The 24,748-nt window shown below is 50.1% G+C and carries 21 protein-coding genes; 10 read left to right on the plus strand and 11 right to left on the minus strand.

The window, feature by feature from the left end:
• Position 1: 1 nt before the first annotated feature.
• Positions 2-3,391 (minus strand): tubulin-like doman-containing protein, encoded by a 3,390-nt coding sequence (locus ACFORK_RS26320; protein WP_379204749.1) that lies wholly within the window; start codon positions 3,389-3,391, stop codon positions 2-4.
• 34 nt (positions 3,392-3,425) lie between these two features.
• A complete protein-coding gene (locus tag ACFORK_RS26325) occupies positions 3,426-5,246 on the minus strand; it encodes a vWA domain-containing protein (RefSeq protein WP_379204751.1) in 1,821 nt (606 codons plus the stop codon).
• A 194-nt stretch (positions 5,247-5,440) separates the two neighbouring features.
• Here ACFORK_RS26325 and ACFORK_RS26330 point away from each other — a divergent pair, with 194 nt between their 5' ends.
• From ACFORK_RS26330 to nrdF, 6 genes are all read left to right on the plus strand, one after another.
• Positions 5,441-5,593 (plus strand): hypothetical protein, encoded by a 153-nt coding sequence (locus ACFORK_RS26330; protein WP_379204753.1) that lies wholly within the window; start codon positions 5,441-5,443, stop codon positions 5,591-5,593.
• The gene (locus ACFORK_RS26335; RefSeq protein ID WP_379204755.1) at positions 5,586-6,512 is read left to right on the plus strand and encodes a hypothetical protein; all 927 of its coding nucleotides are present in this window, start codon (positions 5,586-5,588) and stop codon (positions 6,510-6,512) included. The genes ACFORK_RS26330 and ACFORK_RS26335 overlap by 8 nt, the downstream gene beginning before the upstream one ends.
• A gap of 32 nt (positions 6,513-6,544) precedes the next feature.
• On the plus strand, positions 6,545-8,320 hold the full coding sequence (locus tag ACFORK_RS26340; RefSeq protein WP_379204757.1) for a hypothetical protein: 1,776 nt from the start codon (positions 6,545-6,547) through the stop codon (positions 8,318-8,320).
• Positions 8,321-8,746: 426 nt separating this feature from the next.
• Complete coding sequence (nrdI, locus tag ACFORK_RS26345; RefSeq protein WP_379204759.1) at positions 8,747-9,106, plus strand: class Ib ribonucleoside-diphosphate reductase assembly flavoprotein NrdI; 360 nt, start codon at positions 8,747-8,749, stop codon at positions 9,104-9,106.
• Entirely contained in the window at positions 9,093-11,177 is a 2,085-nt protein-coding gene (nrdE, locus tag ACFORK_RS26350; RefSeq protein ID WP_379204761.1) for a class 1b ribonucleoside-diphosphate reductase subunit alpha, read from the plus strand. The genes nrdI and nrdE overlap by 14 nt, the downstream gene beginning before the upstream one ends.
• Before the next feature lie 39 nt (positions 11,178-11,216).
• Complete coding sequence (gene nrdF / locus ACFORK_RS26355) at positions 11,217-12,176, plus strand: class 1b ribonucleoside-diphosphate reductase subunit beta (RefSeq protein WP_379204764.1); 960 nt, start codon at positions 11,217-11,219, stop codon at positions 12,174-12,176.
• Positions 12,177-12,324: 148 nt separating this feature from the next.
• Here the strand turns inward: nrdF and ACFORK_RS26360 are convergent, their stop codons facing one another.
• The 4 genes from ACFORK_RS26360 to ACFORK_RS26375 all read right to left on the minus strand — a co-directional run bounded on the left by ACFORK_RS26360 (position 12,325) and on the right by ACFORK_RS26375 (position 15,692).
• The gene (locus tag ACFORK_RS26360; RefSeq protein WP_379204767.1) at positions 12,325-13,251 is read right to left on the minus strand and encodes an ADP-ribosylglycohydrolase family protein; all 927 of its coding nucleotides are present in this window, start codon (positions 13,249-13,251) and stop codon (positions 12,325-12,327) included.
• A 125-nt stretch (positions 13,252-13,376) separates the two neighbouring features.
• Positions 13,377-14,375 (minus strand): Gfo/Idh/MocA family protein, encoded by a 999-nt coding sequence (locus ACFORK_RS26365; RefSeq protein WP_379204769.1) that lies wholly within the window; start codon positions 14,373-14,375, stop codon positions 13,377-13,379.
• Positions 14,376-14,451: 76 nt separating this feature from the next.
• Positions 14,452-14,841: a (deoxy)nucleoside triphosphate pyrophosphohydrolase gene (locus tag ACFORK_RS26370; RefSeq protein ID WP_379204771.1), complete on the minus strand. Its 390-nt coding sequence runs from the start codon at positions 14,839-14,841 to the stop codon at positions 14,452-14,454.
• A 128-nt stretch (positions 14,842-14,969) separates the two neighbouring features.
• Positions 14,970-15,692: a YceI family protein gene (locus ACFORK_RS26375; RefSeq protein ID WP_379204773.1), complete on the minus strand. Its 723-nt coding sequence runs from the start codon at positions 15,690-15,692 to the stop codon at positions 14,970-14,972.
• A 143-nt stretch (positions 15,693-15,835) separates the two neighbouring features.
• Between ACFORK_RS26375 and ACFORK_RS26380 the strand changes: the two genes are divergently transcribed.
• The 4 genes from ACFORK_RS26380 (at position 15,836) to ACFORK_RS26395 (ending at position 19,388) form a co-directional block, all read left to right on the plus strand.
• Positions 15,836-16,516: a response regulator transcription factor gene (locus ACFORK_RS26380; protein ID WP_379204775.1), complete on the plus strand. Its 681-nt coding sequence runs from the start codon at positions 15,836-15,838 to the stop codon at positions 16,514-16,516.
• Positions 16,504-17,901, plus strand: a complete 1,398-nt coding sequence (locus ACFORK_RS26385) for an ATP-binding protein (protein WP_379204777.1) — start codon at positions 16,504-16,506, stop codon at positions 17,899-17,901. The genes ACFORK_RS26380 and ACFORK_RS26385 overlap by 13 nt, the downstream gene beginning before the upstream one ends.
• 63 nt (positions 17,902-17,964) lie before the next feature.
• Entirely contained in the window at positions 17,965-18,459 is a 495-nt protein-coding gene (locus tag ACFORK_RS26390; RefSeq protein ID WP_379204779.1) for a hypothetical protein, read from the plus strand.
• Positions 18,460-18,647: 188 nt separating this feature from the next.
• Positions 18,648-19,388, plus strand: coding sequence for a hypothetical protein (locus ACFORK_RS26395; protein WP_379204781.1), 741 nt, complete (start codon positions 18,648-18,650; stop codon positions 19,386-19,388).
• An 87-nt stretch (positions 19,389-19,475) separates the two neighbouring features.
• Here the strand turns inward: ACFORK_RS26395 and ACFORK_RS26400 are convergent, their stop codons facing one another.
• From ACFORK_RS26400 to comX, 5 genes are all read right to left on the minus strand, one after another.
• On the minus strand, positions 19,476-20,372 hold the full coding sequence (locus ACFORK_RS26400) for a DUF6612 family protein (protein WP_379204783.1): 897 nt from the start codon (positions 20,370-20,372) through the stop codon (positions 19,476-19,478).
• 186 nt (positions 20,373-20,558) lie between these two features.
• Complete coding sequence (locus ACFORK_RS26405; RefSeq protein WP_379204785.1) at positions 20,559-21,116, minus strand: SLOG family protein; 558 nt, start codon at positions 21,114-21,116, stop codon at positions 20,559-20,561.
• 389 nt (positions 21,117-21,505) lie between these two features.
• Positions 21,506-22,165 (minus strand): response regulator transcription factor, encoded by a 660-nt coding sequence (locus ACFORK_RS26410; RefSeq protein WP_379204787.1) that lies wholly within the window; start codon positions 22,163-22,165, stop codon positions 21,506-21,508.
• Positions 22,143-24,524 (minus strand): sensor histidine kinase, encoded by a 2,382-nt coding sequence (locus tag ACFORK_RS26415; protein WP_379204790.1) that lies wholly within the window; start codon positions 24,522-24,524, stop codon positions 22,143-22,145. Before ACFORK_RS26415 ends, ACFORK_RS26410 begins: the two co-directional genes overlap by 23 nt.
• 34 nt (positions 24,525-24,558) lie before the next feature.
• Positions 24,559-24,732, minus strand: coding sequence for a competence pheromone ComX (comX, locus tag ACFORK_RS26420; RefSeq protein ID WP_379204792.1), 174 nt, complete (start codon positions 24,730-24,732; stop codon positions 24,559-24,561).
• Positions 24,733-24,748 lie beyond the last annotated feature (16 nt).

Genomic DNA, 24,748 nt, shown 5'->3' on the forward strand with positions numbered 1-24,748 from the left:
ATTATTTCAGCTTTCTGCGGATACTGCCAAGCTTGCCGGTCATGCTCTTGTAGAATCCGTACATTTCGTCGCCATTGGCATGCTCTACCCGCTCATACTCTAGGCTGTCGCGAGCCTCCAAGAAGGAGACATACAGACCTTCCAGCTTATACAGCAGTGGAGATACATCTTCAGCAGCAGTCATCTCGCCTGCACGACGCGCTGCCTTGCGCAGCAGCACACTGCGGCTCTTCTCGTCCAGACTGCGGAAATGACGATACACCGCATACTCCACATAACTGCGCTCCTTCATCAGATTGGCGAATGGCTCCCAAGCATCTTCTTCTTCATCACGATCATAGACATACAGCGCACCTTTCTTGATGATGCTGTCTGTATATAAAGCTTCAAGGAACTGGTCCATCCACTTCTCTTCGTCCAGGTATTGGTGCAGCAGTGCATCCAGTTCTGCGGCCTTGGCCTCCAATTCGGCAACCTTGGCCAGTTCTTCACGGACACGGGTAATGAGCTGCGGAGTGCGAATCAGATTCTCTTTCGCCAGATCCTGGTTGACACTGCCGAAGATATCCTTGACGATCTCGCGTTCCAGTCCCTTCTCCCGCAGCAAGCGCAGTTCATCCGCAGCCTTCTTCACCTCGCCAAGATTCGGACGCGGCGCTTGCAGCTGAAGATCGAAACCTTTCAAGAAGGTTTCAATATCAAACGGCTTCGTGAAGATAACCGAATAGCGGCTGCTTGTGTTCTCATCCGTTCCCTTCTCGACAATCACACCTGATGCCAGCGCCTTGTCGAAATCGGCACGAACGCGAGCGTTGTAATCACGGACACGGGCATTGACATAGGTGTCGCCCCATGATTTTTCCGGAATTGGTGATGGCAGATAAGTCCAGTTGTTCTTGTCCGTCATTACCAAATGGCGGCCAATACCTTCCTTGTCCAGAATGGTCCGCTCATAGTTCTCCTCAAATACGCGCAGCGGTGTATATACGAAGAGCGGCACCCCGTTGCGTGTGTTGAGCCAGAAAATACGGTTCTTGACTTCGCTTTCCTTGATCGTAAAGTGCGATTTACCCAGCGCATTATTCTGATAATTGCGAATACCCTTCAGGATGCCCGGCGCTTTAACCGGCACGGAGACAAAACCCCAGGATGGAAAATGAAGATTACCGGAACTGTTGCTAAGATGGAAGGTCGGCACAGCCTCCTCGTCCAGCTTACCAGCGATAATACGCTCCACGAATTTGTCGAGCGGCTCCTCATGGCCGTATTTCATCACAAGGAAATCTTCCATCGAACGGGTGATCAAATCGCCGAACTTATCACTTAGGAAATCAGAGATGGAACGAACAACATCAATCTCCTGCTCTCTGACCCAGCGCCCCGAATGCTTGAGCATTTCCCGGGTGAAGTCACGGATCAGATCGTCGCCATCCTTCTGGTCCATAATCTTGGAGATGGTTGCGGAAATGTCCGGTACATTGACGATATTCCAATAATAGGTTTTGTTACCTTTATGATCAGACTGCTCTTCACCGTTGATGAGGATGTCCCCATTCTTGGCAAAAATCGAGCTGAGCGCACTCAGAATCTCTGTGAACACACCATAGATTCGGCTGTTCTCTTCGTTCAACAACTCGTACAGATCCTCGTAAAACTCAATCATCCGCTCGGTACGCTCTACATCGGCATGCAGCCAGTACTCATTGATCTTCGCTTCAATATAAGCGTTCTTCTTCTTCTCCTTGGAGACAAAGGCGCTCCGGGCATCGCCCAGCTTCTCGTCCGCACTGTCCTGCGCCGTCTCAATATCACGTGGCAGGCGCAACAGGCTTTCGCGAAGCGTCTCAATATATGACTGGATCGACTTCAGGATGCAAAAGCCTTTTTCCGTATACAACAGCCGTGAAACATAGAATGGCCCCTGCTCCGGATGGAGAAAGATCCGTTCTAGCTCCTCGCCAAACCGGCCAACAATTTCACCTGGCAGTTGCTTTCTCGCCTTGATATACTCCTCACGCGCGCGTGACAGGAAGTTCTGCTCCAGCTCCGTATCCATACTGACGACCTGATTCTTGATCACATTGGCATGGCTTAGCCGTTCGCTGTTCTCGAAGCCTGGCAACGGTTCAGGCACACGGGATTCAAATGTCTTGACCATGCTATCGAGATCAATGCCCAGCTTACGCGCAAACTTCTCCACGTCTTCCTGCCCCGGCCCTTGCTGGAACATTTTCTCCATTTTGTCGAACAAGCGATAAGCCAGATAGGTAGTCATTTCCTCAATCGGCAGAACGGCAGATGAAGCCCCGATAATATTGTATTCATAATTGGCCGGATAAGCCTTATTCATCTGGGCAATATTGGTACGGATGTTGCTGATATAGTCATGAATGGCGAATTCTTCACCGGACTGCTTTTCTTCACTGGCCATAAAGTTCGTAATATTCTCCGCTGTGACATTCATGCAGTAATCATAGGCGTTCTCTAGCAGCTTGCCCTCGGTATTGGTTGCGGAGATGAGATGGCACAGATTAAATGGAGGCAATGGCGAATTTACAGTTAAAATATTGCCGTACTGCTGGCGGAATCGTTCGCCCCGGCTGTCGACATTCATCCAGTAATCCAGTTCTTTCAGCGCTGCATATCCGTTCTTGCGGATATATTCGCGGGTGTGTTCGCTCAGACTCTTGTTCGAGAGATTCACGTCCGGTGTGAACAGATAACCAAGCGTGTTCACCCGGTCGATCCCCGCAGAGCCAAAGTCGCGTTCAATAATTCCGCGCACGATATAGGCGATATCCAGGAAAGCACCGCTGCCTGTTCCGCCAGACAATCCTGTCAGTAGGAACACCATCAGCTTCTTGTTGGTGCCTACGGACAGTGTTTTGATCTTCTTATCAATGGCGCCAACCACTTGGTTGATCTTGGTGAACAAGAGCAGCCGTCCCGCCTGACGCACACCGGCAGCACCGTTCATACCATCCGTAATGCTCAGTTCAGGTGACAGCCAATCCGTGATATACGGGTCCAAAATACTGCGGTTCTGCAGCAGTCCCCCGATTTCGGCATTGGCCAAGAGCACGAATTCGTTCTGCGAATCGAGTCCGATGCCCTTATATTTTTTATTACGATCCTGTTCATTGGTCTCAAAAGCTAGAAACTCCACATTATCCGGCTTGTCCCGCTTCTTCTTGGACAACGGATCTTCCGGCAGTTTGAAGCGGCGGTTGATCTGGTATTTCAGGCGGAGGAGGGCGTCAATGCCCGTGCCCCCCAGCCCGATGATGAGTATAGGGTTATCAATCGTATCGACTCTGATCTTATCGCTGACAATTCCCCCGCCAAGCGATACATCCAGTTGCTGAATATGCTCTCGTACTACCGGTTTCATAAGCGTTCCTCCTGAACTGTACTAAAGAATCTGGCTAAACCAGGTATTCCAGTAAAATCGTTTTGTCCACGCTATGCAGTGATACCGAAACGCGGTCACCGCTCTTCAGTTCCAGACCGCGCGATGCATCGGCGGCGCGTCCGGATCTCTCCACGGTAATGCCTTCACCGCTGCGGAGCAGCAGTCTGTCGTTCTTGCCTGGAGTGAAGACGAGCTTCTCACTTTCCTTGAGCTCGGGCGCTAGCTGGAGTAGTTGATGCAAGTTGAACTTGCCTCTGAACGCAGCCAGCTTCTTATACTGCGGATAAGTCTTCTCCCCGGTATTCTCGTCCCGAACTTCGATGACAATCTGGCCGGTAAAGCCCCGTGTTGCCTGCTTCCGCAGCAGCCACAGGGCTACTCCAGCCGCCAGCAGCAGCACAATTCCGCCAATAATATAATAAAGAGTCATGGATTTCGGCTTGTCAGTAAGCTGGTTACTGCTATCCGGGGCCGCTGTGGCGCCGCCAGTTCCAGCGGTGCTTTTCTTAGCACTGACTGTCACAGGATCACTCTCACGGTAAAAGCTTCTTTCCTCTGCACGCACCTTCAGCTCGTAATCATGGCTCTCCTTTACCTCAAAAGTCCCTTTGAAGACATCCCCGGTGTTATCCAGCGGAATCTCTTCGGTAGCGCCTGTATCCAGGTCCTTGGCTATCAGCACGGCCTTCATATTTTGATACAAATTGCTGAGCGTTACCTGAGCGCCGTTGCTGAACAGGTGGGATGCAATATCGATCTTGTCGCCCTTTTTATAGGAGACAGAAGGCAGCGCATCTATTTTAAGTTCCAGGTCATAGTTGAAAACGAGATTAATATCAATTTTATCCTTGGGTACCCCTTTGATCTGGAGCTTCCAATCTCCCTGCTGCGGAGACAATAGCTTGATCAGGCTGTAGGTCTTAGACTTCGAGAGCAGGACATTGCCTGAAGGTATAGCTACTTCTTTCCCGGTGGGATCCTTCAGCTTCGCGGTTACGGGCTGTGAAGACATAATGGAAATATTGGCCTCCAGCACGCTGGCGTTCGGAACATTCACCGTTACTTCCTGAAAGCTGCCGTTCCCTGTAATCGACTGCACCGGTACAATCTTGAGCTTCAGATGGCTGGCAAAAATTTCGCTCAGGATTTGCGGCAGATCATCTGCCGAATCTGTAGAGAATGCCTTCCCTCCTGTCTTCGTGGACAGGTCAGCCAGAGATTGCTTGTTCAGCTTGCCATCCGCATTCAGACCAATGGTATAAATCGGATAGCCGCTCTTCTTGGCTTCATCCAGTGCTGTATTCAATTCCTGATCCGATTGGCTCTGGGTCCGCCCAGTGGCTTTGTTAAAATCATTGTTGCCGTCGGCAAGCATGACGATTAGCGGTTCATGGGAAGGGTCGCTGCCATTCTGCAGCACCTTCACTGCCTCCTTCACGCCTACGGCAATATCCGTATAAGCGCCACGGTCCAGCCCATCAATGAAGTCCTTCAGATCCTGCTTGTCGGTCGCCGAATTTATCTGTAATAGCGCCTTTTCCCGCTGCACTTTATCGGTGTAGGCCACAATCCCGACCTTATCCCCTTGCGCGGACAGCATATCTATGAACATCTTCATCGCTTCATTGGCAATCTTGTTCTTGTCACTCTTGTTCATGGAGTTGCTGACATCAATCAGCAGCACAGCGTCAATGTGAGAAGGCGCTGGGGTTGCGGCATGGACTAGACCTGCTCCTAGTGGGGCAACCGCAATGCACAGGGCCAGCAGCAGCGCCGGAATCAGGCGCCAAAAGACAATCCTCGATGTTTTTCTACGGTGATAGTTATGAAGCATAAAGATGGCTCCTCTTGTGTTATAGTAGGCAAATATGGGGAATCAGCCAAAAAGCTAAAATCTGTAAATAGTATGCCATTATGATATAATTAAACCTTGTAAACTTCAACTTTTAGGACTGATGGACCGTTAACGAAAAACGCTGTAATTCACTTTTTTCGCTACCCTATCTTCCATAAGAAAGGAAAAGTCCCATGATTTCATACGTTATTCTTGGAGTTACGTTCCTATATGTCGTAATTCACATTGCTATCTATGCCTCTCGCCAGCGGAACCCGCTGACCCGCGATGATATGGATGAGATGCTGCTCGCCACCCTAAATGGAGGTGACAAGGGCCATGAGTAAAAAGAAACCTGTCACGTTCCGGCCCTTCAAGGCGCCCCGCTACTCCTTCGACAAGCTTCGCATCTGCAAGCGCTGTGGCCGCTATACCGCTCTTAACGAAGAACGCTGCACGAAATGTGGCAAAGCCTCTCTTGTATCGGTGGAGAACTATGCCAGCGCCCGTGCAGGACGCAAAATGCACACCCGGCTGCTGCTGGTCTTACTGCTTACCCTGGTCGCGGTTTATTTTGGCGATAGTACGCTGCAAATGGCCCTCTGTGGTGCAGGCGGACTCCTGCTGACCGGGCTTCTCTACTATACGCAGCGAAAAGTCCGGCAGAACGAAAATTTGCGTGCACTAGAGCATCTGCTGGCCTACAACATCGGAATCATCAAGGAGGGGCTGGAGCTTAACCGCCAGGAAGCCGTATCTGTCCTTCGCGAAAATGATGTGCTGGCCTATGAGAAGCTGCGCGAGGTTGCGATTCTCCTGCGTGGCGATCGGGTAGCTCGGCAGCGGGTTGCCCTCCTGCATGGCTTTCAGCTGCGCAAGGATATGGATCTTGAAATGGAGCAGCTTCTACTGAGAGAGTTCGAGCCGCTTCTAGCCGAATACATAGGAGAGATTGCCAAGGTGCGCCGGGATTTAATTAAGGATCGTACGCTGCGTTATGTTCAGGCCTATGAGACTCAGATCCGGCAAATGGATAAAGGGATCGCTATCCTGACCGGTGTGGCTGGGGCAGCTGTCCGCATGAAACGTTATGCGCTGCTGCACTCCCGTTTCATCGGGAGATACGTACATGAGCTGCCCAAGGATCGCTTCTTGCGATTATCAAGGCTGATCGAGGCCAATCCTTATGAGCCATGGAACGGGCTTGACCAGACCGTAGCCGAAATTCGTGAATTCAAGTACCGCTGGGACCCTGAATTTCAATAAACCATCGCATGGCAAAAAAGAGGCTATACTATATGACGATCAAAGAAGTAATATCACTGCGAAATTTTATGATCATTTTGTGTATTCTGATGGTTGTGCTACTGGGACAGAAGGCCCAGCACATGTCCCACAAGGTGAATGCCCTGCAGGAAGGCAGCCGTCTGTATGCAGCAGGCGACCTTATCGGCGCAGAAGAAAAGTATCGTCAGGCGAGGGATAACCACTCCTTTCAATACAAAGAGCAAGAGATAGCAGCCCAATTGGAGCGATTGGCCCCGATCACAGCCATCCGTACTGGCCTGGACAGCGTTGCCCGTTACGCCAGCTCACAAGCTCTGGCAGCTGATTTTGAAGGATTTATGAAAAGTTATGATGATCTTCTCAAGCTAAAAGCTCAGTATATGAAGCCCGGAGGCCCTTACGAAGCCTATTATCGGAAGCTGTCTGCGGCATCGGGTCTTTCAGAGGAATGGACAACTTTCTTTCAGCGTTTCAAAAAACAGTTTTTGGACACTCTTGCCCTAAACAGTGACGGGAGCGGGGAGGAAGTGAAATGGAAGTTGCTGCAGATACCGGATGCCTTCTTCGGCGGTTCGGCCGCCAAGCAGGAGCAACTGAACAAGGCATTTCGCAGCCACGATACCGCTCAGCTAAAGGCCTTGGCTGCCGCCGGAAGCTTCGGTCCCTTGCTGGAAAGCACCCTGTCCATGCAACAGGCGTACGGCAGCCATAAGTATGCAGCCCCCTGGCTCAAGGAGCAGGTGGAAAGCAGCGGACGTACTATCTTGAAGAAGGACCTGGAGGGCAAGAACATCGCCGCCTTCGCAGAACATGCTGCCGCCTACCGCAAGTTCGTAAGCAGCGCAGGCTTCGCGGCTACCCCAGTGCTGAAGTACATAGATACTCAAAATGCCAAACTACTTAAAAATGCCGCAAGCAAAGCCAAAAACGGAGCATACGAGGACGCAATTAAGCTCTACACCGAGCTATCTCCATTAAAAGACCACTCCGAAGAGATATCGGCGGTCCGTCTTGCCTGGAATATAGCTGAACCTGTACGCTTACTCCCTGGAGGTGGGGATCAGGGGCGCTACAATAATGTAATTTCCGGTAAAGGAAAATATGGAGCCAAGGTCTATGTCGCGGCAACTGACAGCAACGGCTCCCTCCATTATGCTGTTATGAACAAGGACAACGCTGTGTCATCTTTCTCTATGGGTGTTATTCCCGGATTCTCCTCTCTGCACCGGCTCTTCTTTGAGAAAGCTTTTGAGACAGTCACCGGAGAGCTTGTAGTCGTCGCTGAAGCTGATAGCACGGACGATAATGGCAGGACACTTTTTACAGGTTATGCGCTGCAGATGCAAGGAATTTCACAACTATTCTCCTTTAGCGGAGATAGCTACGAACTTCAGCCTGACGGTTCCATTCTTGTACACAATGTTGGTGCTGATGCCGGAAATGGCAATGTGGGGCAGACAGCCATCTATCGAAAATTCGGGGAAACCTACCAATTCTCAGAGATTGTACAACAGTATCCGCTAATTCAGGCTTCGGAACTGGAGCTTCATCCTTTCCAGAATGTATCGATAAAAGGTGAAATTCAATTCGACAATTCGGGCAATTTCATTATATACACCGATGGTCGCTTCCTCCTGCTTCAGGGCTATCAAGCCGACGTAACAGGCTCCGTACTGCTGAGCGGTCAATTCCAGAGCGGCTACGGTATACTGCAGACCGAAACTGGTGAGGAGAGCGTTCCGGTGTTTGTGGTAACTTCTGTCGGGAGTCTGAGTATAGTGAACTAAGTGAATCAAGATAGCACAGGCACCCTCCTGAATTCCGTTCAGGGGGGTGTTTATTGCCAAATCCACTCCCTCCATTCACAAAAGAGACAAGGATTACTTTTAAAAATTTTTTACCCTCTGGATCTCGTATTTTTGCGCATTCTGGACCTGATCCAAATCCCTTATTCCACCTGCTCTTTCGCTGATATTTCTTCTCAATCTAGCGCTTTTTTCAGTATAAAATCTTGCGATTTGCGCGTTCTCCCTACCCCTTGAGATCTATTGACTTATCCATATCTAGTGATAAAATGATTAAGCGTCTCTAAATATAGTGTTATTACCAGGAAAACGGTTTATATACAGGATAAACCCTATCAGGGCGCGGTTTGTCCCAAAATCTAGTTTTAATAAGCTGGAACAATGCTTCCACTAAGGAGGAAAACAACCATGCTGATCGCTTATGATTCCAAAACAGGCAACGTCAAGCGGTTCATCGGCAAGCTGAAGCTGCCGGCCGTACAGATCGAAGAGCATATGACGATAGACGAGCCTTATGTACTTGTTACATACACCACCGGATTTGGACAAATTCCAGAGAAGGTGTCTTCTTTTTTGGAGAACAACCATACAAGGCTAAAAGGAATCGCCGCCAGCGGCAATAAAAACTGGGGTCAACTGTTCGCGAATAGCGCAGATTTGATTGCAGAGCGGTACAATGTGCCGGTAATTGGCAAGTTCGAGTTGTCGGGAACTTTTGGCGATGTAGAACGGATTAAACAGGAGGTGAACCGAGTTGCGGCATATTGAGCTGAACAACATGCTTTTGAAGAGAGACGAACAAGGATTCTTCCAATTGGATAAGGACCGCGAGGCGGTTGTAGAATTTATGCGAGAAGTGGAGCGGCGCAGTCTTACTTTTGCAAATACTAAATCCAAAGTGGATTATATGATAGAGAATGACTATTACGAGAACCTGTACGAACGCTATAGTGCTGAGGAGATCGAGGATGTCTACCGAATCGCGCATGAATATGGCTTCCAGTTCCCTTCCTATATGGCAGCTTCCAAGTTCTACACAGACTACGCGGTGAAGACCAACGACCGGAAGCAATACCTGGAGCACTATCCAGACCGTGTAGCAGTGGTAGCTCTGCACCTGGGCCGCGGCAATGCCGCCACCGCCCGTGTGCTGGTTCGCTCCATGATGGAGCAACGTCTTCAACCCGCTACGCCGACCTTCCTGAACGCAGGCAAGAGCCGCCGGGGCGAGATGGTCTCCTGCTTCCTGCTGGAAATGGATGACTCGCTGAATTCGATCAACTATGTACTCAATACTTGCATGCAGCTCTCCAAAATTGGTGGCGGTGTGGCGGTTAACCTCTCGAAGCTGCGCTCGCGCGGCGAGACGATCAAAGGCGTGGAAGATGCGGCCAAAGGTATCGTACCCGTGCTGAAGCTCATGGAAGATGGATTCTCCTATGCCGACCAAATGGGGCAGCGTAAAGGCTCCGGGGCGGCTTACTATAATATTTTTGGCTGGGATGTACTAGAGTTCCTGGATTCAAAAAAAATCAACGCTGACGAAAAACTGCGGCTCAAAACATTATCCATCGGGCTAATCGTGCCGAACCGCTTCTACAAGCTGGCTCAGGATAATCAGCCGCTGCATGTATTCGCGCCATACAGTGTGTACCAGGCATACGGCACCCATCTGGACGATATGGATTTGGACGAAATGTACGACAAGCTGCTTGCTGACCCGCGCGTTAAGAAAAAAGTCGCCATGGGCGCACGCGAAATGCTGACCAAGATCGCCATGATTCAGTTAGAATCAGGTTACCCATACATTATGAACAAGAGCAATGCCAACAAGGCACATGCACTGAAAAATATCGGCCAAGTGAAGATGTCGAACCTCTGCACAGAGATTTTCCAATTGCAGGAGACTTCGGAAATCACGGATTACGGTCAGGCAGACACCATCCGCCGGGACATCAGTTGTAACTTGGCTTCTCTCAACATCGTCAACGTTATGGAGCATGGCAAAATCCGTGAATCCGTACATGAAGGCATGCTGGCCCTGACGGCTGTCAGCGATATGACCACCGTCTCCAATGCCCCAGGCGTGGCAAAGGCGAACAAGGAGATGCACTCCGTAGGATTGGGCGTTATGAACCTGCATGGTTATTTTGCCAAGAACAAGATTGCCTATGAGAGTGAACAGGCCCGCGATTTCGCCCGCACCTTCTTCATGACCATGAACTTCCACTCGCTGGAGAAGAGTATGGAGATTGCCGCTGAGACTGGTGAGACCTTCCATGGCTTTGCGGAATCGGATTATGCCACAGGCGTCTACTTCGAGCGTTATCTGACTACGGATTATCGTCCGGTGACACCTAAGGTGCAAGAACTGTTCAAGGATATCTATATCCCTACCCAAGAGGATTGGGCGCAATTACGTGATTCTGTTATCAAAAATGGTCTGTACCATGCGTACCGTCTGGCGATCGCGCCAACGGCCAGCATTTCTTATATCCAGAACGCTACTTCCAGCGTAATGCCAATTGTGGAGCAAATCGAGACCCGGACCTATGCCAACTCCACTACATACTATCCGATGCCTTATTTGCAGCCTGACAATGTGTTCTTTTATAAATCCGCCTATCAGATGGACCAGTTCAAGGTCATTGATCTGATTGCCGAGATCCAGCCCCATATTGACCAAGGGATTTCCACCGTCCTGCACGTGAACAGTGATGTTACCACCCGCGAACTGGCCCGCTGTTATCTCTACGCGGCACACAAAGGACTGAAGTCGCTGTATTACACACGGACCAAGAAGCTATCTGTCGAGGAATGTATCACCTGCTCGGTGTAACCATAGGTTTTTTGTGAACAGAAAAGGAGATTACAAGATATGAGCGCTATCCAAGCCGTAAACTGGAACCGACCGGACGATGATTTCACCCTGATGTTCTGGAATCAGAATATTATGCAGTTCTGGACCGATGACGAAATTCCGCTATCCGATGATAAAATGTCCTGGCTGACCCTGAGTGAGCTGGAGAAGGATGCCTACATGAAGGTGCTCGGCGGACTGACCCTGCTCGATACCGTACAAGGCGGCGTGGGCATGCCACAGATTATGGAGCATGTGGACGGCTTGCAACGCAAAGCGGTGCTAGGCTTCATGGGGATGATGGAACAGATTCACGCCAAGTCGTACAGTAGTATTTTCACAACCCTGGCGAGCACTGAAGAGATTGATTCCGTCTTCCGCTGGGTGGAAGAGAATCCTCGCCTCCAGACCAAAGCAGAGACAATCTCCCAATATTACAAGGCTATCGAATCGAAAAAAGACCTCTACCTCGCCATGGCGGCTTCCGTGCTACTGGAGAGCTACCTGTTCTATAGCGGCTTCTTCTATCCGCTCTATCTGGCCGGTCAAGGCAAAATGACCTGCAGCGGCGAGATCATCGACCTGATCCTGCGTGACGAGAGCATTCACGGCGTATACGTCGGCGTATTGGCCCAGGAGATTTTTGAGGAGCTGGAAGAAGACGAGCAGCGCGATCTGCACCAGACCCTTGTGGGATTAGTACGTTTCCTGCACGAGAACGAGGAAAAATACACCGAGGAGATCTACGCCTCCATCGGGTTAGTAGAAGAAGTGAAGACCTTCCTTCGCTACAACGCTAACAAGGCCATGATGAACCTCGGACATGATCCGCTCTTCGATGAAGAGGAGATCAACCCGATTGTTCAGAACGGAATCAGTACCCATACGAAGCAGCATGATTTCTTCTCCAAAAAAGGTAACGGCTACGTTCGCGCCATGAACGTGGAGCCTTTGAGAGACGAAGACTTCCAGTTTTAAGATATATCGGATAAAAAACAAACAGCCAGGCCCCGTTAAAGGGGTCTGGCTGTTTGTTTTGGCGCGACGGATAGTATTACTGTGAAATGCGGGTGCTGGGTTTGCCTGGCAGTTGCTAGATCAACACCCATTCTCTCGGCCTCCGCGCTTATGCCCAGGCACGCTCACGGTATAGCCTTTCGGCATAGTCCGTAATGACCTCACGCATGGCGAGCTTGTCTCGCCACGCTGCAGGAATGCCGGAGAGCCCATAGTAGGCTCCGGCAATCTGTCCATAGACGGCGCCGGTAGTGTCAGCATCGTCGCCCAGATTCACTGCTAGCAGTGCGCCTTCCGCGAAGCTTGTGGATCGATGGAAAGCCCACAAGGCTGCTTCTAGCGATTTCACCACATAACCGGACCCTTCGATAGCTGGCGGTTCCTTGGTTTGGTATGAACCTTGTAGGATTTCCTCTATTGCTGGTGCCAATGAACCCTCTTCCAGCCAATCCCGGTGTGATTCAGGAGCTAGCAGCTTCTGCTTGCTCCACCCACTTAGCGCCCCTACAAGGATGGCAGCCATCAGGCGGCACGCATGCAGACAAGCTTGGGCCTGGTGCGTCGTCCTTGCACTGATCGCTGCATACGCTATCGCCTCCTCCGGGCGCTCCGCATAGTACATCACGGCCGGGGCCAGCCGCATAATAGGTCCGTTGCCGGCTGTTGAAGGGTCCACCGAACCGCTAAAGGCCTCGCCTGTCGCCTCATAATGCAGCAATGCCGCACGCGTTGCATTACCGATATCGAAGCATTCTCCTGTGCTGCTGAGATGCCCTTCCCGAAACCATTTTACGTACCGTTCCATCTGATCTCCGGGATTGAAATCGCCCTTCTCCAGCAGGCTCTCTGCCAGGCAGAGAGCCATCGACGTGTCATCGGTCCACTGACCCGCTGTCAGGCCAAAGACCCCGCCGCCGACCATATCCTGCAGCGGCTCGAAACTTCCCGGTGGTTTGAACTCTACAGTTGTGCCCAGCGCATCCCCCACAGCGAGTCCAGTCAAACAACCCAGATAACGGTCCATTTTGGCAATCATGCATTCCCTCCTTGTACAGTCTTATGATCTATTCTTCTTGGTGGACTATATACAACAAACAACATCCGTCGTAGGCCGCACAAATAGCTGCCCCAAGGGATGTTTAAGATTCTGCTCCTACTTGCTTATTCGCTCGGATATTTGAGACCCCACTGGGCGCGGATATCATCCAGCAGCTTCATAATCGCCAATGATTCTTCCAATGGCAGAATCGGACTTTCTGTCAGTCCCTCTGCCAGGCATCGACCGACTTCCTCAGCCTCAAAAGCATAGCCGTTGGAGGCGCGATCGTCCTGGAAGGTCTCCACCTTAACATCATTGACATACAGCTCGACAGATCTCGGATTGACCAGTGTGTCGGGAATGACAATATAACCCTCCGTGCCGAAGATATAGGCCTGTTCCAGCATTTTCAATCGAACGCCCCCGTTGATGGACGCCGCCTTGCCATCTCCATAGGAGAGTAGCAGCGAAAAATGCTCGTCTACGCCTGTCTCGCCGATATGGACCGTGCTTTGAATACGCTCAGGGTGCGGCCCGAAGATCATCGAGGTCAGGGAAATCGGATAAATGCCGACATCGAGCAGTCCACCCCCGCCCAGCTTGGGATCAAGCAGGCGGCTGGATGGGTTCCAGTCAGCGCGGAAGCCCAGATCGCCTTTCACCAGACGCACTTCACCGATTCGCCCCTCTGCAATCCACTCCCGAATTTTGGCATGCACCGGAAGGAAACGACTCCACATCGCCTCCATAAGAAACAGCTTCTGCTCACGGGCATAAGAGATTAGCTCTCCCAGTTCGACACTGTTCACAGTAAACGGCTTCTCGCAGAGCACCGCCTTGCCTGCACGCAGTGCCAGCAGCGCATTGTCCTTATGGAACGGATGTGGAGTACCAATGTACACGGCATCCACCGCCGGATCGTTGACCAATTCCTCATAGGTAGCGTAGGCATGCGGGATACCGTGCTTTTGGGCAAACTCATCGGCACTTTCCTGGCTACGCGATCCTACGGCATGGGCTACACCGTTGCTGGCGTGCAGTAGATCCGAGACAAATTGGCTGGCGATTGCACCGGTGCTGATGATTCCCCATTTTATTGTGTAAGCGTTATCGATAGACATTGACGTCTCTCCCTTAGTGTCTTTTCCTAGATACCTATGATTCTATCAAACCGTTGCTCCTAAGTAAAAAAACATCTCAGCCATTGATCATCAGCCGCTCCACAAACGGAATATCTGCAGCCGCAAAAGTATATCCCCCTAGTTCTCTTGGCTGAACCCAGCGGTAATCATCATGATCCGTTAAGGTGATCGTTCCGTTCACATACTTCGCCTTCCAGGTGATTAATCGAAGACTTAGGTCGTTTCCATAGCTGTGCTCATTCATCCCGAAGGCAGCAAAGGGAAGGATTTCAATCCCCATTTCTTCCTGCAGCTCACGAATTAAACAATCCTGCACACTTTCACCTGCCTCCAGCTTGCCACCGGGGAATTCCCAGAGGCCCGCTTGAGACTTGCCCGCCCGTCTCTTGGCTATCAGTACCTTTTCTGTCTCGTCGTAAATAATGGCCGCTGCAACGTCGATCACGACTTACCCCCTCCTGAATTCCTAAATAAGCCTCAGCTCTCTAAAGAGAGTATACCATTCCGCGCAAATAAAGGACGTTTACCAGTGCCTTGCGGGCCGGAAAACGTCCTTTGTTCATACTTCTTATGTTATTTGGTCAGTACAAGCTCCAAGCGCACGTCCAGATTATTTTCGGTACTCAGCACAATGGTATGCGGGTTGCTTAGGCCGAAATCGCCGAAAGTAACTGTAGTTGTTCCTGACAGCAGAAGCTGTCCCTTACTGTATACAGCCTGAGTCTGGAAGGTAACGTCTTTTTCAATTCCTTTTACCGTAAGGATTCCCTTCATCTCAACCGGGACAGGCGTTCCCTCACTCCATTCAGCCGGAAGCTTGGAGAATGACTTCACCGTAAAAGTAGACTCTGGATGCTCTGCAACCGACAGGAAATCCCCGGATTTAACATGCTCGTCGCGCTGCACGTTGCCGGAATTCAAGGCATTCATATCCACAGTGCCCTGCCCCGTCATGGCTGTGTTGTCATCCAGATTCACGTTCCAACTGCCCTGTACTTTCTTATCCACAAAGTTAACGGTTTCCTGTGAAGTGGTCACCGACCAGTATACTTTCGATGTATCGGCAATCTTCCATTCGCCATTTAACTGTTCTGCTGTTACCGCCGCCCCGGAGGCTTGTCCTGATGTTGCCCCTGCGGTTCCCGATCCGCCATTGGCACTAGTTTGCGCCGTATCAGGGATAACTGACTCGATGTCGATGTTATTGCCCAGGGACTTGTTCAGCAGGATGTACCCTGTAATACTTCCTGCGACAATAACTCCGCCCACAAGAATCAGTAGTGATTTCTTCTTCATCGTACTTCCCTCCATCCCAAATTCTTTGTCTCTACAAGGACAGTCCTCATTCTAACAAAGAAATATGTCGGGAATAAGTCAAAGCAGCGCCAGCGTGATTATGATAAAATTGGTGTACTTTTTTAGAAGGAGGCTCTGTGATCATGCAGTCCATTCTGATTGTAGAGGACGAAGAGGCCATCTCCCGTGTTCTCAGTGCTTATTTGCGAAAAGCAGGCTTCAGCGTCACCCGGGCGTCCGATGGACAAGCCGCGCTGGAGGCCTTTACTCTAAATCCCCCATCCCTGATTCTCCTGGATGTGATGATGCCAAAGATGGATGGCTTCGAGCTACTGACTCATATCCGGGCCAAAAGCAGTTGTCCTGTCATTATGCTGACGGCCAGGGGCGGCATTAAGGATCGGCTCGCCGGATTGAATGGTGGAGCGGATGACTATATGTCCAAACCTTTTATCCCCGAGGAGGTCGTAGCCCGGGTAAAGGCTGTGCTGCGCCGTCCCTCCCAATGGTCTGACGGTAGCCGCAAGCGGCATTTCGGCAGTCTGTTCATTGACTATAGCGCCCGAAGCGTCTTCCTTAACGGAGCAGAGGTCAGTCTTAGCCCGCGCGACATGTCTGTACTGCTATTCCTGGCCGAACGGCCCAACCAGATCTGCACCCGGGATCAACTGCTGGAGCATGTGTGGGAAATGGATTATGACGGAAGCGACCGCGCCGTGGATCTGTCGATCAAGCGGCTCAGACAGGCCCTGTCGCACTGGCCTGACAGCGAAGGGGAAATCCGTACCTTGCGTGGTACGGGGTATCAGCTATGGACAAACTGATTAAAGGTACCTCTATTCTGCACTACTGGACCATCCGTTATCTGCTGATTATCAGCATTGGCCTGCTGATCACCACAGCTGCCACGTTCTGGTGGATTCGGCAGGAGGCTATGGAGAATCGAATGCAGACCATTGCACTGCTCGCTCAGGAATTTGCCGACCTTAGTACCAAAGATAACTCCATCGACATTTCCCCTCGGCTCATGGATTTGTTTGATAATCGAAAGCAGTTCTTCAAGCTGAATACGGATATGTGTATCATTATCCTAGATCAAGAGGGTCGACTGATATTCTCCAATCCGGCAATGAGTGAGGAACGCATGCGTCTGGAGCTTAATGAGAATCTGAGCAATGCTCGCAGCCCGGAATACAAGGCGGCCTCAGCACCGATTATCGGTTCAGAGGGTGTGCTGGGCAAAGTATTTGTCCTGCAGTCGGTGCGGTCACTCAAGTATATTCCGCGAAATGAGGTCCTCTTCTTCGGACTGCTTCAAGTGTTCCTGATCATCCTGAGCTGGCTGACCATCTATCTCCTGTCCCGCAAGCTGGCCAAGCCTGTCCAGACCGTTGCTGCCGCTGCCGTCCAGATCAGCGGTGGAGAATACAATATCACGCTTCAGAAGAGTGCCAAGGAGCGGGAAATCAACGAGTTGATATTGTCTTTTCAGGACATGGCTGGCAAGCTTAAACAGTTTGAAGAGTCCCGTGCTTTTATGTTGGCCGGGGTCTCCCATGAACTGAAGACTCCGGTCACATCCTTCAAGGGTCTTGTTCATGCGGTAAGAGAAGGTGTCGTTGAGAACGAGGAAGCCCAGGAATTTCTGGATATTGCCCTGTTGGAAGCTGACAAAATGCAGCGTATGGTCGAAGATCTGCTGGATTATAATGCGATGACTGCCGGCATCGTTCCGATTCGCCATAACCGGATTGCGGCCATCCCTCTGCTCTCGGAGGTTGTGTATCAATGGAAGCTGACGCAAGCCGAAGAGGTCTGTGAACCGATGCTGGTATTGCCATCACAGCCATTGTACTTGCTGGGGGACCCCCTGCGCATCCAGCAGATCATTGTGAATCTGCTGAACAATAGTGTGCAAGCCGGGGGGACCGGTCGGAGACTTCAGCTGACCCTAGAGCTAAGTGAGCAGCCGGAGGGCACCGCCCGGATCATCGTGACGGACAACGGTACTGGTATTGCCCCTGACATGCAAGCCCAGGTGTTTGAAGCCTTTGTGCGAAGCCGTGAGAAGAACAGCATTGTCCGCGGACTGGGGCTGGGCCTTACCTTCAGCCGCCTGTTGGCCGAGTCCATGGGCGGTAGCCTGGAACTGCTGGAGAGCTCGGCGCAAGGCAGTTCCTTCTTGCTAGAGCTGCCGATCCAGCGCTAGAAGTAGTCTGCCACAGGTCAGTCATGGTATAATCACTTGCACAATGAAACCGGAGGCTTAAAAATGCTGACATTTGAACAGAAATTGGAGATTCTTGATTCCTACCCGCAGCTCCAGCGCAATAATGTATCACTCGGACGCGTGAATTATCATTACGAAGAAAGCCGGCATGAGAAGAAAACGGTGGCCTACCACTTGCATCCGAACGGCAATGGTTTTGTCTATGGGGGACTGCTACGCGGATATGAGACGGACAGCAAGGGCCTAGTGAACATTCGCGACTTCACGGAGAGTGAGCTACGGACCCTACTGGATGCCTCGATTGCCTCTTTGTCCATTAGCAAGCCGGAGGCTCCAGTAGTCAACAAACGCAAGAAGAAAGCCCCATCGGGAGAAGAAACCCGCTGGGTGAACGAAGAAGGTCATACTCTTACACTGAGACTGGAAGATGATTTGTGGTATCTCTACGCTGGTCTCAACCTGGAAATGGCTTTTGAGACGGTGGACGAAGCCGAAGAATACTTGGTGGAGGAAGGATTTACTCCGTCGAACGGATAAGCCTCCCCGATAACGTCTCCTTTCGGAACAAGCCTGCAAGCCCACAGCTTTATACTGTTGGAGCATGCAGGCTTTTTTTGCTGAAATATGACTTGAGTATGACGGAATTTTCAACATGAAATAATCAGGCAGATCATCATATACTTAACGAAATAGCAGTATTTCCATTTTAATAAGGGGGATCAGCCATGAACAATCCGGAAGGTGGAACACCGCTCAATCATCCCGAAGGCCAGAGACCAGATCCGGAGCCAGCCCAGAAGCAGAGCTCGGTTACCGAGCAATGGAACACATTGCTTCAGGATGAACGAGTTCAACAAGCCAGGCAAGCGAGCAAACAATACTACAGCTTTTTTGCCAGCACTTTGACCCGTCCTTACCGTACCATGCTATCTGTCGGTTCAGCACAGTTCCAGCATGGCCTTATTACACTGTCGCTGGTTGCGGTTCTATCCTCACTCTATTTTCTGACTTGGTTCTTGAAATGGGGCATCACGCCAGCCATTGGCCCTGGTTTTTTGAAACCACTGCTGCTGACCGTATTGGGTCTTGCCGTTGCTTACGGGGCTGGCTATGCGATCCTGCGATTGGAGAAAGTAAGCTTTGATCCAAAGCTCCTGTTAGCGCGGTTCGGCACACTACTGATCCCAGCGGTAGCCGTTCTGCTGCTGGCTATTATTTTTCTTGCATTGAGCCTGACTACATTCTCTATGTATTTGCTATTCTTATCGTATCTGTTCATCTTTGTTGCATTGAATACAGTCATCTTTCAATACCCTATCAAAACATCTGCCGGGCCGGTCGACACCCTCTTCACCCTGGTGATTGCTAACGGCATTACAGCTTACATCTTCTTTAAGCTGATGACATCTGTCATCGCTGGAGTGATCGGCGGCTTCTTCGGCAGCTTGTCGCCATTTGGTTTCTAAGCAGACACGCAAAGAGCTGCCACAATATAATGCAAAACAGCAAGCCTCTAATCTGACAAAGGCTTGCTGTTTTTTTCAAATATAAAATTACTCAGTTGCCGGCATCTGCACCTCTTGTGCGGTCTTCGCTTCGTCCGGAAGCTTGATTTCCTTGATTTCGTTATGCTTTGAAAGGTCACCGGTCATTTTCATGTCGAGACTTATTTTCTGGCCGGATGCTTCCAGATCCATTACCATATCTACATTTGTTTTAGTAGGCAGGTAAGTTTTCTTGTTGACAGCATATAAAATCTTCATGCTCTTGATGTCCATTTTATCCATCATCGCCGCCATTTGCGGATTTCCGTTACCAACCTGATCCAGATAGCTTTTGGCCAATTCCTTTACGTTATCGCTGGATACTTCAGCCGTCAGCAGATAGGCATCTCCCTCTTCGGATATCTTGGTATCCTTGGCAATAGACTTGAACTGCTCCAACTGTTTCTCCGGGCTACCCGATTCCTTTATCATTTCGGTCATTTGGGCGGTCATCTCGGACGGCAGCTTCATCCATTGTCCGTCAGTTTGGGTGTAGATCCCGTCTGCCGTAAAATATTGTTCGATCTTCTGCTCACCCTGGCCCGCCAGGTCCATCAGAATCTCCTGATGCATCTGCATAGGCTCTTTAATGATCTCAGAGGTCAAAGTCATGTTCACTTTTTGATCCTGCGAAGTGTCGCCCTGCGTTATTTTCATATTCTGTTCGATTTTAGATTCCATCGCGAAGCTCTTGAGGTTTTGGCTGGCTTCGGTAGTCTTTTGAATCAATTCTTCAACGGTTGGTGTACCCGACTTGGCAGCCCCGTTTGTTGTCACTGCATTCGATCCTGCGATTGCCGCAGGGTCCGACGCGCCCGCTGTATTTTTGACTCCTTCATTGTTTCCACACGCGGTAAGACTGATAGTTAAAATCGCCCCTAGTAATACGGTAGTCCATTTCTTCAAGTTCATGATCCTCCTGAGTGTTTTGGTATATGACAAATGCTCATGGAAGCATATGCCAACTATTTATATGTTAGCTATTACCCAGAGAAGAACATTTTCTAACAAAAAAATATTTTTTTCGCGCTTTAGCCCCAAATTCTCCTGACCTATCCAGCAGAAAAATACCATGACCAACAGCATAATCTGTTATTCAAAATCACTTCGGGCCTCTTCATCCGCAATATTCTGAATTTCATCCGCATGAATCAACAACAATCCATAGTCACTCTCTGCATGGAGCTTAAGTGCCTTCTCCTTCATGAATTTCGGACTGCCTTCGGCCGCCTCCTCATCATAGAACAGAAGAATGCCGTCGCTCTTACGGAACAGCAGATCATCTCTAGCCCGGAACTGCCAACTTCCGTCGTAGGGAGCGTTACTGACCGCACCATAATAGTCCGCACTGGACACGATACGGCGGTATTCGTTCTGTTTCTCTTCCTTCCACTTCTCCTCCGGTGCGGCATGAGCAGTAATGATGCCCAGCTTCAGGTCTGGATACTCCCGTTTCAACTCCAGCACCACTTCACAGGCCCAGAGATCAACACCATATTGGCCCGGCGTGATCACCCATTCCAGCCCTTCTTCCACAAGAGGAAGCAACCTGGCAGCAATGGCTTTTTTGATATAAGGGATCCCTTGATGTTTGTTGTCAAAAATTCCGAGTTCATGCGCACGGTAGCCTGTCACCAATAATGTTTTCATACCTTGCCTCTTTCTCTCCGCTGCTTTTCTTAACATTATATAATACATTATCGATATGAGTTGAATTTAAGATACAAACGTAAGGCTCGGTCGTTACTACGGTGAATGTTTGGACTTCCGGTCGCTGTTGTCACCAGATTTCTTCTATAAACCGCTTCTAGCGGTTGAAATCTGGTGACAGCTTAGGCTTCCGATGCGAGCTTTCCTGCAGAAAGCTTTCAGGCGATCGCTTTCGCTCCTACAGTTCCAAACTTCACCTTCGCTCCTTCTCGCTTTTTGTTATTTCTTTTATTCATCTTATCTAATCTAAACCTGCTTTCCCAACTATCTAACATTCATCCCATAAAAAAAGCACCAGCCGCCACCTTAAGGAGGGTACGAGTGCTCTCTTATAAGAAATCCCCAGTATGTATCAGTCCCAGCCGCTTAGCTTCCATAATCGCCTCCGATCGTGAACGGACCCCCAGCTTCTCAAATATACGCGTCAAATTATATTCCACCGTTCGCTGACTCATCAGTAATCGCCCGGCAATCTCCTTATTGCTGCTCCCTCCAGCCACCTGCTGGAGAATCTCCTGCTCCCGCTCATTGATTGAGACCTCCTCCAGACGTCGATCCTCACGGGTGGCTGACAGACGGACTTCATTGCGCCGAAGCTGCCGCAGGAGTGGAATCGGAATTACCGCTTCACCTCTGAGGGAACAGCGGATAGCACTTAGTAGTTGTTCACGCGTTGCAGTCTTGCTGACCATACCCGAGACACCGGCTTCTACCAGCAGGTTAAAATGTGGGCTGAGCTCGTAGCCGGTATAGATCAGAATACAGTAGTCGGGATTGATTTGCAGCATTCGCTTGGTCAGTTCAAGGCCGCTGATGACAGGAATGTTCAAGTCGAACAGCATAACATCAAACTGCTGCGTTTTTACCAGCTCCAGAGCCTCAACTGAGGTGTAACAAACCGTGACCTGCATATCGGGGTCTTGCTCAATCATATTTTTGGTTCCTTCGCAGACAGACGGATGATCGTCAACCAGCAAGATGGTGATCATTAGAACCGCCTCCTTCCCCATTCCTTGATGTCGGCATCAGCGGGAACATCAGACGAACCTCAAAGCCCTTGTTCAATTCCGAGTAAAAGCATACTTCTCCATCCAAGCTACGGACCCGTTCCTTGATCCCGGATATCCCCATATGCCTGAAGGAATCCTGTAGTTTGGACAGCTCTAATCCGCGCCCATTGTCCTTGTAATGAAAAAACACTTGCTCCCCCTTCTGCTCCAGCTCAATCTGGATATCGGTAGCCTGGGCATGCTTGCCCGCGTTGCGGAGAAGTTCCTGCACAATCCGGTAGACCGCAAGAATCTGTGAGTCATTTAATTCGATCGACGCCATATTCGTCTGGAGTGTGATCGAATAATTCGAACGAAGCCGCTCCTCCGCAAACAACTGCTCCAGTGACTCGATCAATCCCATCTCGTTCAGCAGCGGCGGGCGCAGCTCATTACAGGTCTGGCGGATTTGATGAATGACATCTAGCAGACCTTCCTTAATCAGCTCCAGTTGCTTCCATAGTTCGTCCTTCATAGGATAATCGAGCATAAGCGCTTCCAGCTTGCGGTACCAAATCAGCTGATCCTGGAGCGCCGCATCATGCAGATCAGCAGCGAGTCGTCTCCGCTCATTCTCCGAAAGGGTAAAGATCAGGCGCAGCACCCAGGACGGCACATCCTGCTGATTCTTCATTTGTGCCTCAAGGTCCTCAATCAGTCCTTCAATGAGGTAAAGATTCTCATAGACAATCCCACAGTAATGAGCAATCGTCCGCAGCCAGGTGCGTTCATCCAGATTAAGACTGGTATGATTGTCCTTATCATCGATCCATAGCAGCTCATGAGTCATTCGGTAATGGCCAATGACAAGACATACGCCTTGCGGCAGCGCAATCAGCTCACCCACAGCCGGGTGCAGGGCCCTTTCCTGAAGGCTACGAACAATTTCCGGCTTAAGCCGCTCCGCCCCCGTAAACGTATGATGCCCAGACTCCTGGTCATAGGTAAGCTTCAGAAAGACCAGCTCACTCACCGGAAGAATCGTCCGAATCTCACGTACCAGTACCTGTTCCAAATCGGAAATCTTCATGACCCGAGAGACATGCTTAGAGAACCGTTCAATGCTGCCCTGAAAATTATAAGACTCCTTCAAAAAGCTGCGCCGCAAACGAAAATCTATGAATTCCTTGGCGAAGAGAAACACAGTCAGAATAAAATAGACCACCAGAAAAATCTGTACCCATTTCAGCCAGGTAAACTGTGATTGCTTCAAAATCCCAGCCGTCAGCCCGATAATGAGCACCGCTGGAACAAACGAAATTGCCGTATAGTACATAAAACGGTTCAGGACAAAATCAATATCAAAGAGACGACGAGTCATAAACAGATAGAAATACACAATCGGTATGGCAAATAAAGATATTGCCGAGATCTCGGCTGGTACTACCGAGACTCCCCATAGCTCCGGTACACTGTAAAGTAGCAAGAACGGTAAAAAAGCAAGCACATGCCCAATCATTGTAAACTTGAACAGGACCTGCAGCTCACCTGTACGGTGTCTGTAATATTTTCCAATCAGTTTGCAGACAATCCAAACATTCGTGAAGCTGAAGAAGACTAGCAGCACCCTCGACTCTATTAAAAGCATAGAATAGTCGGTCAGAGCACTCAGAGTGACGATACCTCCCACCAGACAGGCCGTGAAGTAAAGCACTCTTAGCCAGACAAGAGAGATGAAATCCTCCTTGTAGCGTGCGAGATATTCCCTCATGAAATGGGCGAAGAAAACAGGCAGCAGAGAGAAGCTCCACCCCAGGGTAATTCTTCCAATCGGATCGACCAAGCCGGAGGCTGTGGAGCTGAAATAACTCAGACCGATACTCAGGAAGAACAAAATCAAGATATTAGCCGCCCGGTCATGTTTTTGCCTGTAATATACCTGAAAAGAGAAGACGAGAAACAACAGCAAAGAGACACTTGGAAACACAAGGTGGAGAATCAGGCTCCAATTGGAAATCCTGCCTTCTACGATGAAGTGAAGCCTTGCGACCTCCCCCTCATTCCCCTTGCGGATCACATCAAGCGTCTCTGCCCGTTCAATCACTTTATACTTCTGGACAAGCTCATAATCAGCCGCTGCCTCTCCATTGATAGCAGTGAGGATATCCCCCTGCTGTAACTGGCCGTTGGCCCAACTGTCCCGGTCAATCTCGGCCACCACAACTTGTCCAAGATCGCTCATGTGCACACTGACTCCGATCTTCTGCTGGTTCAGTACAACATTACTCAAATAGAATACCAGCAGCAGCAAAGGAAGCAGGAACGTTATTAATTTAAGTTTGGCGCACAATCTGGGCAAAGGTTCAAGCCTCCATCACAGCAGTTATTCTTTCTTAGTACCAGTAACGGTTGGTACGCATAACATTCTCAGGCTTTTTGTCACGGATAATATCCATCAGTGCCTTGCGCTCCCAACTCGTCATACCAGCGAGCTGAAGCTGTCCACTCTGAAATTGTACTTGCGCCTGTGGGTTCTTCACGATATTCTGGAACATTTCTTTCAACATATTAAATTCCTCCTAA

Source organism: Paenibacillus sp. GCM10012306 (genome assembly GCF_042649265.1).
GTDB lineage: Bacteria > Bacillota > Bacilli > Paenibacillales > Paenibacillaceae > Paenibacillus_AQ.

What these genes read in the sequence shown, in the direction of transcription:
- nrdI (WP_379204759.1), top strand. Translation starts at nt 8,747, where the DNA reads ATGCTGATCGCTTATGATTCCAAAACAGGCAACGTCAAGCGGTTCATC.
- ACFORK_RS26320 (WP_379204749.1), bottom strand. Translation starts at nt 3,391, where the DNA reads ATGAAACCGGTAGTACGAGAGCATATTCAGCAACTGGATGTATCGCTT.
- ACFORK_RS26325 (WP_379204751.1), bottom strand. Translation starts at nt 5,246, where the DNA reads ATGCTTCATAACTATCACCGTAGAAAAACATCGAGGATTGTCTTTTGG.
- ACFORK_RS26340 (WP_379204757.1), top strand. Translation starts at nt 6,545, where the DNA reads ATGACGATCAAAGAAGTAATATCACTGCGAAATTTTATGATCATTTTG.
- ACFORK_RS26360 (WP_379204767.1), bottom strand. Translation starts at nt 13,251, where the DNA reads ATGATTGCCAAAATGGACCGTTATCTGGGTTGTTTGACTGGACTCGCT.
- comX (WP_379204792.1), bottom strand. Translation starts at nt 24,732, where the DNA reads ATGTTGAAAGAAATGTTCCAGAATATCGTGAAGAACCCACAGGCGCAA.
- ACFORK_RS26380 (WP_379204775.1), top strand. Translation starts at nt 15,836, where the DNA reads ATGCAGTCCATTCTGATTGTAGAGGACGAAGAGGCCATCTCCCGTGTT.
- ACFORK_RS26335 (WP_379204755.1), top strand. Translation starts at nt 5,586, where the DNA reads ATGAGTAAAAAGAAACCTGTCACGTTCCGGCCCTTCAAGGCGCCCCGC.
- ACFORK_RS26405 (WP_379204785.1), bottom strand. Translation starts at nt 21,116, where the DNA reads ATGAAAACATTATTGGTGACAGGCTACCGTGCGCATGAACTCGGAATT.
- ACFORK_RS26410 (WP_379204787.1), bottom strand. Translation starts at nt 22,165, where the DNA reads ATGATCACCATCTTGCTGGTTGACGATCATCCGTCTGTCTGCGAAGGA.
- ACFORK_RS26395 (WP_379204781.1), top strand. Translation starts at nt 18,648, where the DNA reads ATGAACAATCCGGAAGGTGGAACACCGCTCAATCATCCCGAAGGCCAG.
- ACFORK_RS26390 (WP_379204779.1), top strand. Translation starts at nt 17,965, where the DNA reads ATGCTGACATTTGAACAGAAATTGGAGATTCTTGATTCCTACCCGCAG.
- ACFORK_RS26375 (WP_379204773.1), bottom strand. Translation starts at nt 15,692, where the DNA reads ATGAAGAAGAAATCACTACTGATTCTTGTGGGCGGAGTTATTGTCGCA.
- nrdF (WP_379204764.1), top strand. Translation starts at nt 11,217, where the DNA reads ATGAGCGCTATCCAAGCCGTAAACTGGAACCGACCGGACGATGATTTC.
- ACFORK_RS26330 (WP_379204753.1), top strand. Translation starts at nt 5,441, where the DNA reads ATGATTTCATACGTTATTCTTGGAGTTACGTTCCTATATGTCGTAATT.
- ACFORK_RS26385 (WP_379204777.1), top strand. Translation starts at nt 16,504, where the DNA reads ATGGACAAACTGATTAAAGGTACCTCTATTCTGCACTACTGGACCATC.
- ACFORK_RS26365 (WP_379204769.1), bottom strand. Translation starts at nt 14,375, where the DNA reads ATGTCTATCGATAACGCTTACACAATAAAATGGGGAATCATCAGCACC.